This window comes from Massilia sp. UYP32 (assembly GCF_050434365.1).
In the GTDB taxonomy this organism is placed as follows: Bacteria; Pseudomonadota; Gammaproteobacteria; order Burkholderiales; family Burkholderiaceae_D; genus Telluria; species Telluria timonae.
Genome location: NZ_JBNDIK010000004.1, coordinates 124,794 through 136,920 on the forward strand (window position 1 = coordinate 124,794; position 12,127 = coordinate 136,920).

At 63.4% G+C, this 12,127-nt stretch carries 11 protein-coding genes, 1 pseudogene and 1 riboswitch; of the genes and pseudogenes, 6 read left to right on the plus strand and 6 right to left on the minus strand.

The genetic code is table 11. The features are described 5' to 3' along the window. Positions 1-20: 20 nt before the first annotated feature. Together pnuC and ABIB42_RS04580 are read left to right on the plus strand one after the other, a co-directional pair. Entirely contained in the window at positions 21-623 is a 603-nt protein-coding gene (pnuC, locus tag ABIB42_RS04575) for a nicotinamide riboside transporter PnuC (protein WP_005666521.1), read from the plus strand. Beyond that, entirely contained in the window at positions 620-1,147 is a 528-nt protein-coding gene (locus ABIB42_RS04580; protein WP_005666523.1) for an AAA family ATPase, read from the plus strand. Before pnuC ends, ABIB42_RS04580 begins: the two co-directional genes overlap by 4 nt. Here ABIB42_RS04580 and ABIB42_RS04585 read toward each other — a convergent pair. The 3 genes and pseudogenes from ABIB42_RS04585 to ABIB42_RS04595 form a co-directional block, all read right to left on the minus strand. Further along, positions 1,144-2,283 carry a hemin-degrading factor gene (locus ABIB42_RS04585; RefSeq protein WP_429247959.1) on the minus strand — a complete coding sequence of 380 codons (1,140 nt, stop codon included), beginning with the start codon at positions 2,281-2,283 and terminating at the stop codon, positions 1,144-1,146. The genes ABIB42_RS04580 and ABIB42_RS04585 overlap by 4 nt on opposite strands. Positions 2,284-2,304: 21 nt before the next feature. After that, positions 2,305-3,618, minus strand: a complete 1,314-nt coding sequence (locus tag ABIB42_RS04590; RefSeq protein ID WP_085986711.1) for a TonB-dependent receptor domain-containing protein — start codon at positions 3,616-3,618, stop codon at positions 2,305-2,307. Between the two features lie 515 nt (positions 3,619-4,133). Next, positions 4,134-4,631, minus strand: a pseudogene (locus tag ABIB42_RS04595) (TonB-dependent receptor plug domain-containing protein); the annotation flags it as partial. 355 nt (positions 4,632-4,986) lie between these two features. Here ABIB42_RS04595 and ABIB42_RS04600 point away from each other — a divergent pair. Continuing rightward, positions 4,987-5,856: an HDOD domain-containing protein gene (locus ABIB42_RS04600; protein ID WP_273027628.1), complete on the plus strand. Its 870-nt coding sequence runs from the start codon at positions 4,987-4,989 to the stop codon at positions 5,854-5,856. 48 nt (positions 5,857-5,904) lie between these two features. Here ABIB42_RS04600 and ABIB42_RS04605 read toward each other — a convergent pair whose 3' ends face one another. Both ABIB42_RS04605 and ABIB42_RS04610 read right to left on the minus strand, forming a co-directional pair. Then, positions 5,905-8,046: a TonB-dependent receptor gene (locus ABIB42_RS04605; protein ID WP_184239362.1), complete on the minus strand. Its 2,142-nt coding sequence runs from the start codon at positions 8,044-8,046 to the stop codon at positions 5,905-5,907. Between the two features lie 81 nt (positions 8,047-8,127). Next, a riboswitch (TPP riboswitch) is annotated at positions 8,128-8,225 on the minus strand. Between the two features lie 59 nt (positions 8,226-8,284). Continuing rightward, positions 8,285-9,190 carry a DUF535 family protein gene (locus ABIB42_RS04610; protein WP_005666537.1) on the minus strand — a complete coding sequence of 302 codons (906 nt, stop codon included), beginning with the start codon at positions 9,188-9,190 and terminating at the stop codon, positions 8,285-8,287. Between the two features lie 907 nt (positions 9,191-10,097). Between ABIB42_RS04610 and ABIB42_RS04615 the strand changes: the two genes are divergently transcribed. The 3 genes from ABIB42_RS04615 (at position 10,098) to ABIB42_RS04625 (ending at position 11,783) form a co-directional block, all read left to right on the plus strand. Beyond that, on the plus strand, positions 10,098-10,589 hold the full coding sequence (locus ABIB42_RS04615; protein WP_184239360.1) for an Hcp family type VI secretion system effector: 492 nt from the start codon (positions 10,098-10,100) through the stop codon (positions 10,587-10,589). An 11-nt stretch (positions 10,590-10,600) separates the two neighbouring features. Beyond that, the gene (locus ABIB42_RS04620) at positions 10,601-11,029 is read left to right on the plus strand and encodes a hypothetical protein (RefSeq protein ID WP_005666538.1); all 429 of its coding nucleotides are present in this window, start codon (positions 10,601-10,603) and stop codon (positions 11,027-11,029) included. 571 nt (positions 11,030-11,600) lie between these two features. After that, positions 11,601-11,783, plus strand: coding sequence for a hypothetical protein (locus ABIB42_RS04625; RefSeq protein WP_005666539.1), 183 nt, complete (start codon positions 11,601-11,603; stop codon positions 11,781-11,783). A gap of 30 nt (positions 11,784-11,813) precedes the next feature. Here the strand turns inward: ABIB42_RS04625 and ABIB42_RS04630 are convergent, their stop codons facing one another. Further along, positions 11,814-12,086 carry a hypothetical protein gene (locus tag ABIB42_RS04630; protein WP_157225554.1) on the minus strand — a complete coding sequence of 91 codons (273 nt, stop codon included), beginning with the start codon at positions 12,084-12,086 and terminating at the stop codon, positions 11,814-11,816. Positions 12,087-12,127 lie beyond the last annotated feature (41 nt).

Sequence of the window (12,127 nt, forward strand, 5' to 3'; positions counted from 1 at the left end):
CGGCTTTTCCGCCAACAAGAATGAACGAACCCCTCGTCATCGCCGGTCTCGCGACCTCGCCGCTGGAATTGATCTCCTTCCTGCTGGCGGTCACCACCGTCGTGCTCAACATCCGCCAGAAGCACTGGGCCTGGCTGTTCTCGATCGCCTCATCCGCAACCTATGCGGTGGTGTTCTACGACGCGCGCCTGTACGGCGACATGGGGCTGCAATTCGTGTTCATCGCGGCCTCGGTCTGGGGCTGGTACCAGTGGCTGCACGGCGCTGCCGGAGTTAGTACGGCGCCGCTGCTCCCTACCTTCCTGAAACCGGGCGGCCGCGCCTGGTCGCTGGCGGCCTGGCTGGCGGGCTTCGTGCTCTTGTCGACCTTCCTCGACAACTTCACCGACACCGACGTGCCGCACGCGGACGGCTTCCTGACCGCCGGCAGCCTGGTCGGCCAGCTGCTGCTGGCGAAGAAGAAGGTCGAGAACTGGCATGTATGGATCGCGGTCGATATCCTGTACGTCGGCCTCTACCTGTACAAGGGCCTGGTGCTGACCGCCGTGCTGTACGGCGTGTTCGTGCTGCTGGCGATCGCCGGCCTGCGCACCTGGGCTGCCTTGGCGCGGGAGCGCGCATGAGTGTCGAGGCAGCTCGCATCGCCATCCTCGGCGCCGAGTCGTCCGGCAAGTCGACCTTGTCCGAGGCCCTGGCGCGCCACTACGGCACGCTGTGGGTGCCCGAATACCTGCGCGAATTCGTCGATGCGCAGGGCAGGGTGCCGCACGAGGAGGATCAGTATGGCATCGCGCTGACCCAGCGTGCGCGCGAGGATGCCGCGGCGGCCGAGGCAAGCCGCTTGCTGTTTTGCGACACCACGCCCCTGATGACGGCGCTGTACAGCCGCGTATACTGGGGCAGGGTGGATGCGCAGCTGGCGGCGCTCGACGCGCGCCACGACTACGCCTGGACCTTCGTCACCGCGCCCGACACCCCGTGGGAGCCGGACGGCCTGCAGCGCGAATCGGAAGAGGTGCGCCAGATGGTGCACCGGATGCTGGTGGAGACGCTGGCCGCGCGCGGGATCGCCTACACCTTGCTGGCAGGCGACCTGCCGCATCGCATGCGGCAGGTCGAAGGGCTGCTCGGCAAGCCTGAAGGTTAGCCCTTCGGCAGGCTGGCCGCCAGGTCGAGCCACGACTGCGGCTGCGGCTTGCCGCGCTCGCGCACCCCGAAGAAGGTCACCACCAGCTCGCCCTGGTCGTCGAAGAACTCGACCGAGGTGACGCCGGCCCGGCGCACCACGTAGCCGCTCCTGAACGCGCTGTCGCGCAGGTGCAGGTTGAAGTCCGGATCGAGCACGTTGAACCAGCCTTCGGCCGCCATCACCTTGTTCACCTTGCCGCCGTAGATCTGGGTCAGTGCGCCATTGCCGAGGAAGGCCATGATCGCGACCCCGTTCTTCGCCGCATCCCCGAGCAGCTTGCGCACCGCCTGCGGCGCCACTTTCTGCACCACGCCGCCCGGGGCCAGGCGCAGCGCCTGTTCGCGCGTCAGGCCGAATTCCGACACGATGCGGTTGAACTGGTGGACGTCGGTCATCTCTTGCCAGGCGGTCTGGAATTCCTTGACGTCGACCGCATTGTCGGGTTTTTCGGCGGGCTTTGGCACGACGGGCGCCACATCCAGTTGGGCGTTCTGGCTCGGATGGCGGAAGTCGGCCACCAGCTTGTCGAAGACCGGTATATTGGCGTCGTCGCGCAGGTAGAGCTTGTGCACGGCGTTGCCGCTGGCGTCGAAGAACTGCAGACTGCGGTTGATGGCGCCGTCGCGGCCGGGCTGGGTCACGGCGAAGGCGTACTTCCATTTGGCGAACTGGAAACGCAGGTCGATCGGGCCGCCGAGGTAGCCGCCGGCGATGTTCAGGTTGCGCGCTTCGCGCTCGGCCTCGTCGGCGCTGCCTTTCTCGGCCTGTTTCGGGATGCGCATGGCCACGCCGGTGGTCTCGATCACGCCGTTCTCGTTGCGCGTGAGCGCCATCACCTTGCCGAGGTCGAGGGCGCGGCGCATGATCTCGCGCGGCGCATGGTCGCTTTCCTTCAGGCGCACCACGGTGCTGCCAATGCCGGTGGCGAGCAGCTCGGCTTCGGATACCTTCAATTGGCGCGCGGCGTCGCGCGTCTGCAGGCGCGGCTCCTTGGCCTTCAGTTCGGCCCACTGCTGCGCCAGTTGCGGGGCGGCTTGCGCCGGGACCAATGCCAGGGCTATGGCGGCGGCCAGGAAGTGGCGGGTGAGTTTCATGAATGTGTTCTCCTTGTTCGTTCAATAGACCAGCTTGAAGGTGACGGCCGCATGGCGCCCGGGGCGCGCCTGGCGTTCGATGTCGGCCGCGGTGATGGCCGCGGTGATGGCCGTGGTGGCGGCCGGCAGGCTGCGCGACGAGGCGTAGTCCCAGTACTTCTTGTCGGCCAGGTTGTAGACGCCGGCGGTGATCGATGCGTGCGCGTTGATGTTCCAGTATCCGGTCAGGTCCAGCACGGTGCTTGACGGGACCGCAAAGAAGGTCGTGTTCACGCCGCCAATCACGTCGCGTTCGGCCTGCTTGGCGCGGGTATGGACCGCGGCGAAGGCAATGCCGCCGCGCTGGGCGGGGTCAATCCAGGCCGCGATCAGGCTGGTCTTTTTCGGCAGGGTCGAGGCCAGCTCGCTTTCCAGTCCGGTGCGGCTGTTCTTCGCCTTGCTGCGCTGGACGCCGCTGGCCAGGGTCAGCTTGCCGCCCTTGAAAGATGGATTCCACTGGCCCAGGTCGGCGTCGAGCGTGAGCTCGCCGCCCCAGGTGCGCGCGCTGCCGATGTTTTCGGGTCGGAACAGGCCGAAGGTGATGTTCGGATAGTTGACCGGATCGGCCGGCTGCGAGGCGTATTCGATCAGGTTCTTGTAGCGGGTGTGGAACAGGGCCGCATGCAGGCGCAGGCCGCGCGCGACCTGACCTTTGAGGCCCAGCTCGAAGGCGTTGCTGGTTTCCTTGTCCAGGTTCGGATTGCCGATCACCGCGTAGGCGTTGCCGACTGCCGTGTAGCTGAGCGAATCGTAGGTGCCGGTGCGTTCGGCGGCGGTCGGCAGGCGGGTGCCGCGGCTGTATTGCAGGTAGGTTTCCAGGTTCGGCGCCAGTTGCGCGGTGAGGCCCAGGCTCGGCGTGAGGTAGCTGTCGGTTTCCTTTGTCAGCTCGCGGCTCGCGTTGGGAATGCCGATCGCGTAGTTGTCCGTGCTGTTCGGCTCGAGTTCGCGCCAGTTGTAGCGCAGGCCGGGCGTGATGCTGGCCCAGGACGACAGGGCGACGTCGGCGCGCGCGAAGGCGGAGAAGCGCAGCGACCGCATGTCGGCCATGCGGTTCTTGTTGGTCACCTGCTGGGCGCCGCTGTTGACGACGGTGCGGTCTTCGCGCCATGGACGCGCGGTGTCGGTCTGCTCGACATTGATGCCATAGGCCAGGTCGTGGCTGCCCAGCCGCTTGCTGGCGTTGCTGGCGAAGCCCACGCTGCGGTTGTCGAAGCTGGTCGCGATATGGCGCAGCACCGGCTGGCCGCCCGTGATGTAGCGGGCCGTCGTGATGTCTTCGACTTCGCTGTCCTGGATGTAGAGACGGCTCTCGAGCGTATCGAACCATGCGCCGGCGCCTGGAACAGGTGGTCGATGCCGAAGCGGTCGCGCCGGGTGCGCCCGGCCTGGGTCGCGCCTTCAGGGTAGAGGGCGCCCTGCTTGTTGTCGTATTCGCGGTCGTGCTCGGCGCGAAAGGCGTCGATCGTCGCCGTGAAGCGGTGACCGGTCCATGGCGTCCAGGACAGCTTGGCCAGCAGGGCGTCCGAATCCCAGTCGTCCGGATTGAGCGGCGCGCTGCCCGTCGAGCCGAGTTCCTTGCCGTCGCGGTGGACCAGCACCGCCAGCGCCTTGAGTGCGCCGGACTGCGCGGCGCCGGTCAGCGCGTGCATGCGCATGTCGTTGGCGCGGTTCGATCCGAACTTGTACTCGGCATAGGTGGGGCGGGCTTCGCTGACGTAGTCCTCCGGCGCCTTGGTGACGAAGGAGACGTTGCCGCCCAGGCCCTGGGCCCCGGCGCCGGCCGGCGCGGTGCCGGACTGGATGGTCACCGAGCGAAGGGTCTCGGGATCGACGTAGTCGCGGCCGACGCCGAAGCCGTTCAGGGTCGAGGCATCGGGTTTCGGCGCGGCCTCGGGCAGCTCGATGCCGTCCAGGTCCAGGCCCACCCGGTTGCCCTCGACGCCGCGGATGTTGAAGCCGGTATTGCCTGCGCCGTCCCAGACGTTGCCGCTGCCGCTGGCGGCGCCCGGCACGCTGACCAGCGGCGCGTAGCGCGCCATGTTCTGCATGTCGGTCACGCCCTGGCGGGTGAGGGCGGCGGCATCGAGCACGGTCACGGTGCCGGCCTTGTCGAGGCGCTGGCCGGTGATGACGATGGGGTCGAGCGGGGTGGGTGCATCGGGCGCGGCGGGGGCATCGAAGGCGCTCGCCTGGGTGGCGAGGGCGCAGGCGAAGGTGGTGGCAAACAGCGCGGGAAGTCGTCGCAGGCCGGGAAGGGTTGCTGCCATGGTGGTCCAGTCAAGAGGGGTTGCACATGCGCCGCCCGGCATGCGTGCGCAGGCAGGCGTGCTTGGGCAGGCCCATCAATGAGAATGATTCTCATTTGCGATGTATACTAAATGATAATCATTATCATTTGCAACAAGATTGCTCGACTTTTTGACAGCGTTTTTTGACCTGGCGCACAGAGCGCCGATATGAGGCGAGGTTCGATGTCGTTACGAACAATAAATCTTTACCTCCTCATGACTATTTGTTTCTAGAAGGCATTACAATCATCGGATTTCGAACGTACGGCGGGGCGCTATGAAAAACTGGATAGGACGCTTTTTGGGCGGTTCAGAGAAAGAGACACAAGCCGCGGCAAGCGCCGGCGCGACCGCGACGATCGAAAACGACGAGGACATGGCGAACGACGTCCACGCCACCTTCTATCGCTGGCTCACCGCTTCCAGCGGCTTCAACGCCAGGCCCGACCAGGAAGCGCAGATCCTGGACGAAGTGCGTTCGCTGGCGGCCGATCCGGTCTGCGCGTCCGGCCTGGTGCCGCGCGTCCCCGAGCTGGTGTCGCAACTGCTCACCGCGCTGTCCGACGAAAACATCTCGACCAGCGCGCTGTCGGCCCAGGTCGGGCGCGACCTGGTGCTGGTGGCCGAAGTGATCCGCGAAGCCAACAGCGCCTATTACCGGCCGGTGACGCCGATCGAGACCCTGGAGGGCGCGGTGACCATGCTCGGCCTGAACGGCTTGCGCATGCTGCTCGCGCGCATCGCGTTCCGGCCGCTGGTGCGGGTCAAGGTGCAGGGCGTGGCGCGCCAGGTGGCGCCCAATGTGTGGAAGCATTCCGAACGCTGCGCGTTCGCCGCCAGCGTGATGGCGCCGGGCCTGTCGGCCGGCGTGTTCGAATCCTACCTGGCCGGCCTGATGCAGAACCTGGGTCTGCAGGTCGCGTTCCAGGTGGCCGACCGCATCTGCGAAGGCAGGGTGCCCGGCTCCAGCGAATTCGGCGTCGAACTGTTCGCGGCCAGCCGCCAGCTGTCGTCGGTGATCGCCAACCACTGGGACTTCCCGCCCGAAGTGGTGGAGGCGATCGAACAGGCCGGCGAAGCGGATGGTTCGCACCTGGCGCAGGCGCTGGCCCAGGGCGACCGCATCGCCAAGCTGCGCCTGCTGCTCGATGCCGAGGTGATCGAGGAGGATGATGAACTCATCACCCGCGGCCTGAACGGCTTCCAGCGGCGTTGCCTGGGCAAGCTGGTGGATTTGTCGGATTGATGCATGACGCCTGCCACGGCGCGCGTGGCAGGCGAAGCGGCGGGATGGTCAGAAATCGATCTGCGCCGACAGCCTGAACGTGCGCGGCGCCCCCGGCAGCAGGTAGCCACCCAGCGACTGCGTCACGTCCCGCCAGTAGAACTTGTCGAAGGCATTGTCCACCCGCGCGCGAACGATCGTGTTCAGCCCACCCGCGCGCAGCAGGTAGGACGCGCCGAACCCCGCCACGTGGTAGCCCGGCACCTTCATTCGGTTGGCCGGATCGAACACCTTGTTGCCCGAGTACTGCCACTGGGCGTCGAGCTTCAGCCCCGCCACCTGCGGCACCGCATACTCGATCCAGGCGGTGGTGCGCAGCTCCGGCACATTGGTCACGCGCTTGCCTTCGGTCGACGCGTCGCCCGTGTCCTTCTGGTCGGTGTCGAGCGCCATCAGCGACAGGCTGTAGTTCAGGTTCTGGGTGGCGCGGCCCATCGCCGACAGCTCGACGCCGCGGTGGGTCTGCTCGCCGGCGCGCACGAAGGTGTTGGCGGCGTTCGTGTATTCCAGCCCCTGGCGGATCTCGAACAGCGCGCCCGACAGCGCCAGCTGCTCATTGACGTTGCGCTTGACGCCGAACTCCAGCTGCTTCGAGCGGCTCGGCGGCAGGGCGGTGTTCTGGTTGGTGGTTTCCATCGGCGCGATGCCGCCATACTGCAGGCCATGGCTGATCGAGCCATACACGCGCCAGTCGCGCGCCGGCGCGTACACCAGCGCCACGTTCGGCAGCGCGAACGAATCCTTCGTGTGCACCCAGCCGCCTTCGATTTCTTCCAGCGCGTCGAGCTTGAGCTTCACGTAGCGCACGCCGGCGTGCAAGGTCAATTGCGGCGACAAGGTCAGCACGTCCTGCACGAACAGCGAGCGCTCTTCTGTGGCGCGGCGCTCCATCACGGGGCCGGTCACGCGGTCGCCCGATACCGGCGGCACGACGCTCGGGTTCCAGATATTGCTGGAGCCGACGTAGTCGTAGACGTATTCGCCGAAGCTGTCATGGCGTTCGGCATACGAGCCGCCGATGGTGAGGGAGTGGCGCACCGCGCCGGTGTCGAAGCGGCCCTGCAGCATCGCCTGCAGGCCCCACGGCGTCTTGCGCTCGCCGGTGCTCTGGAAGTCGTACACGTCGTAGTCGCCGTTCGAGCAGTAGCCCGGATAGTAGCCGTCGCCCTCGTTGCTGCAGCCATACGGGAAGGCGGTGAAGTCGTCGCGCTTGAACCAGTGCTTGTTGGCGCTCACGGTGGCGTTCCACGCGTCGCTGAGGCGGTACTCGAAGCGCAGGCCGAGATTGCTGCTGTCGGTGTCGACCGGCCTGGTCCACGGCTGGTCGTTGAGCAGGGTCTTGGGCGAGACGCCGGTCGGCAGGACTTCGTCGCGGATCAGCTGGTAGCCCGGCGCCGTGACCTGCGACTTGTGCTGGTGGTCGAGGTCGATCTGGAACAGCGCGTCCGGCGTGATCTGCCAGTCGAAGGCGGCCGACACGAACTGGCGCTCGCCGTCGGCGCCGCGCACGTAGGATTTCAGGTCTTCGGCTGCGGCGTTGATGCGATAGCCGAAGCGGCGGTCCGCGAAGCGGCCGCCCAGGTCGACTGCGCCGTACACGGTGCCGCGCTCGCGCACCTCTACCGTGGCCTGGCGCAGCGGGGCGCTGGTCGGGCGCTTGGTGACGAAGTTGATCATCCCGCCCGGCGCCGCGACGCCGGCCTGCAGGCCGGCCAGGCCGCGCAAGACTTCGATGCGTTCCTTGTTCTCGAGCGGGATTTGCGTGTCGCCCGAGATCGCGATCATGTCCTTGCGGTAGCTGGTGGCGTTGTCGAGCGCGAAGCCGCGGATCGAGAACTGCTCGGCGTAGCCGATCGCATTGTAGGCGTCGCCGATCGAGGCGTCGTAGCGCGCGGCGTCGGTGGCGCTGCGGATCGACAGGTCCTGCATCTGGCCCTGGCTGATCGAAGAGATCGAAGCCGGGGAATCGAGCAGCTGCACGTCGGAGAAGCCGCCGACGCTGGCGCGATCGAGCGCGATCCACTTGCTGCCGGTGACGACGACCGACGATATGGCCGACTGCGCAGCGTCCTGCGCGGCGGCTTGGGACGACAGGGAGAACGCCTGCACGATGGCGCAGGCGAGGATGGTGTGCTTCGAGGTGAATGTCATGGTTTGCTCTTTTTCGCGCGCAGCGTGGCGCGCCGCTTTTATCAAAGCCGGAGCCAACGTGGGGGAAGGGCAAACGAATGGGGATGCTGCTTTGCGCTTTCCTTCGCTGGCATTATCCAGATCAGGTACGAAGGGTATCTCTCACCCGGAACAGCGTTCCAGGACCCCTAGCGAATCGCGAGTGTATCACGGCCCGCGCGGCCGTGGTGAATCTGTCAACCTGTTCGAGCGGCGCCGCTCAGGCTTTCGCGGTCGACGGCGCCTCGGCCGCCGCGGGCTCGCTGACGGCCGGCGTCGCCATATGGCGCAGCAGCACGGCGCGGGCCGCGTCGCCGATGGCGCGCCAGTGTTCGCGCCGCTGCGCCGCGCGCTTGCGGTGCTTCGATGGCATGTCCTGCAGCGGCTTGAGGTAGAACGGCAGCGGGACCACGAAGCTGCGCGCGTCCAGCTCAAAGCCGCCCAGGATGCGCCAGAAGCCGTCGTAGGCGTTCTCGAAAGCCTTGTCTTGCGCCGCCTCGTAGGCCACGTGGGCGCTGCCGCGCACCGCGACCACCCGGTCGAAGCCGAGCGCCTGCGCCGCGCCCTGCAGGGCGGCAAAGCAGAAGAAGCTCGGCGAATTGTTGGGGAACACGCGCTCGAAGGCCTCGAAGGCGCCGCCGGCATCGCGCCACAGGCCGGCGTTGCGGGTGACGAAGGGAACGATCGGCAGGTCGACGCCCACCACCGCGCCCTCGACCCAGGTCCAGGACAGGCGGTGCAGCACCGTGCCGTCGACGATCAGGGACAGCGTCAGCTCGCCTTGCGGGTCGATGCGCGGCGCATGCTCGAGCCGCATGATGAAGTTGCCTTCGTCACCCTCTTGCTCGCCCCGGTGCTGCCACAGGACCAGGCCGCCGTGGTGCGCGGCGTGCCGGTAGGCACTGTTGAAGGTGGCCTCTTCGAAGCGGTAGTGGGCCAGCACGCAGCGCATGCGCTCGCGCACTTTCATGCCGCGCGCGAGATAGTCGCGACCGCTCACCTGGCGGAACAGGTCGTCGGCGGGGGCGTTTTCGAGGCGGCGCACCAGCTTGAGGCGGGACAGGGACTGGTGCTCGCGCCAGTAGCGCAGCGCATGCCAGCGTTGGGTGAGACGAGCGAAGATCATCGAGCGCTCCATTCGGCGTAAAGGGACGTTGCGTTGCCGGGCTGCGCGCGATGGCTGGCCACGCTCGGCAAGAGCAAGAAATAATTCCGTTTTGCAATTATCTGCCGAATTGCTAACTCGTGCCCGGACGAAGTGCAAACAGTGCTTGGGAACCAAGGCGGGCGTGATCTGTCATGGGACTCTCTCTGGACGTGTTAACTTATGGTTGTTTTTAGGCATGCACGACAAGACTACCATGTTTGCCGCGCGTTACGCTTCTTCATTCATCATCGATAATGCGCCGAAACCAATCAGCAATGGAGGAAGCAGCTGGCGTGTGAGTGCCGTTCTACACAGCTACGCACGGCGTTGATGTTGATACGTTCACTCTGCACATTCACGCCGCAGTGGGAGAGCAAGAGCGACGCCTGGTCGGCCAGCGGACCAAGGATGCGTTAGCAGCCCTGCAAGTGAATGGCGGTGAATGGCATAAGTCAACCGTCTCTCGTCTCATGAAAGCCGCACAGGCGGCTTAGAGCAGTCCTACAGTAAACGAACGGGGTGGACCCTCACACCCCACCATCCCGCCAAAAAGCCCGTCAGCGGCCTTCTAAGCGCTTCCTATCGGATATTTAAATTTGATAACAGGAGCGTTCATCTACGTCATTACTGGCATTCACTCGGGCAGTCGCCCGCGCTACTTTTCAGAATCGGCCTTCTGAACACTTTTTCAGATTCGGGCTGGAGAAAGTCCGACAGGGTCAAGTTGCAAAAAAAATTTTTAGATAATTTCAAGATTCCAGAAATGGGCTTGCCAATACATTAACTTCTATTGATCCCGTTCTACTGCCGTGCTGACCAGTAACAAGCTCTGCCGGGCGCATCCGATCAGAATCGTTACGACTTGCTCAACGACACGGAGAACAGCATGGCGAACGACGCATACCTCAAGATCGAAAGCATTAATGGCGAGTCGGAAGACGAACGGCACCGCAACTGGATCGAAGTAAATAACGTCGTCTATGCAGTCCACCAGCCAAGAGCCGATGTCGTTTCGACCGCAGGCGGGCATAGCACCGGGCGAGCCGACCTTTACCCGATCAGCTTCAGCAAGCTTGCTGACTTAGCCTCGCCCGTTCTCCTGCAAACTTGTGCAACTGGCAAGACTATCCCGAAAGCCTGCTTTGAGTTCATGAGGGCAGACGGCGACGGCAAGCCCATCCCTTACTTTAAGATCGAACTGGAAAGCGTAATGATCGCCAGCATCAAGCCAGATAGTGGCGAAGGCGGGATCATTACTGAGAGGGTCCAGCTTGCGTATGCCAAGATCAAATGGCACTACACCCGCCAGAGCATCCGGGGTGGAGCGCAGGGCAATACTAGCGGTAGCTGGGACTGTTCAGCCCATAAAGTGTGCTAACGGGAGGCGATATGTCCACCCCCTACGAGGGCGCATCAATGTTTATCAGCCCGCTTGAACTATCTGACTGGCGGCACGTATGTGCTGTCATCGTTTCGGGTCATAAGCTCAACAAATGCGGCCATACTCTTCTCCATGTTGGTGAAAGTTGGAGTTGGTATGTCCATATCGCTGGCCCATACAATTTGCCCAAGTTCATCCCTGAAAGTAATTACATGCGGTACTTAAAGGAGAACAACAAGCGTGAGATTCGCCGCTGGGATATCAAACTGCCCAACCCTAAGGGTGCGCGTGACAAGCTGCATGAACTCATCGATAAGCCTTGGTTCTGGGGCGGGATAGTGAACAACTGCACTTCCTTTGTGGAAGACGTGGTGCGGGCAGGCGGTAGCAACGCCTATCAGATGTTCAACTGTCCTATTGCGGAGCCATTCGCATGAGAACCGCATTCATTTCACTCCTAAGCGCCTTGTTGATAGCTGTACTTGTCTGGGCTTCGATCATCATTTTTGCTCCGAGGATGAATCTCGACACAGCTTATAGCCTGATCGTTGGCTCGTTTCTCGGCTCGGTAGTCCTCACTGCACTGCTATTGACGCTAAGGGATCGCCACCGCTGATATGACCTCGGTAGAGAGCTTTAACAGTGTCCCGTGCAGCGTGCGCAGGCCGCTAGAGCTACCATGGCCCGCTTACAGACACGAGAGAAATTTATCATGGTGCAACCGTCAATCTATATTACCGGCTCATAAGCAATCGTCTTGTTGAGCTTCCTCGCGTATTTTTTGACACCTGCCAACATTGTTCTTGTTCGGGCAAGAATCACCGTTGAATCCTTATAGTGGAGGCATCAATGGGGAATCCGAAGACGAGCGGCACCGCAACTGGATCGAATGCAATAACGTCCTGTACGCGTGGCGCATAACTGCACGTCCTTTGCGGAAGAAGTTGTACGGGCAGGCGGCAGTAAAGCCGGACAGTATTTCAATTGCCCTATTGCGGAGCCATTCGCATGAGAACCATGCTAATTTCATTTGGCGTCGCACTCTTAGCGGTGGCAATTGTCTATATCTCAATACTCTTCCTTGACCCCGGAATGAACGTTGAAAAGGCATTTGGCATCATCTTCTACGCGTTTTTCGGCTCGGGCATTCTCACCGCATTGGTGTTGATGTTTCGGGGCCGTCACCGCTGATATTGGTAACTGCCCTTCAAGTACGAGCAATCAACCGCGAGGTGGGGCAAGGTAGATAAGCTTACCCTTTGTCAGACCATTAGCCTTCGCCCCTTCATCGCTCGACCACAGGGCCGCCGTCAACGTCGCGGCAATGCCATTCAGATCGGCCTCTTCCACTCTATGTTCAAGCTGCTTGCGAACCAGCAGGAACTGTTCGGCGATGCGTTCGGCGTTTGCTGCTTGGGATTCTTTGAGATCAACCGAGAGACCTCCTGATGAGTTATGGAGCGTCGATTGTACGAGGCTCGACAGTCTCTTCAAAGAACCAAATTTGCATTCCGAGCAACTATTTCTCTTGGTGG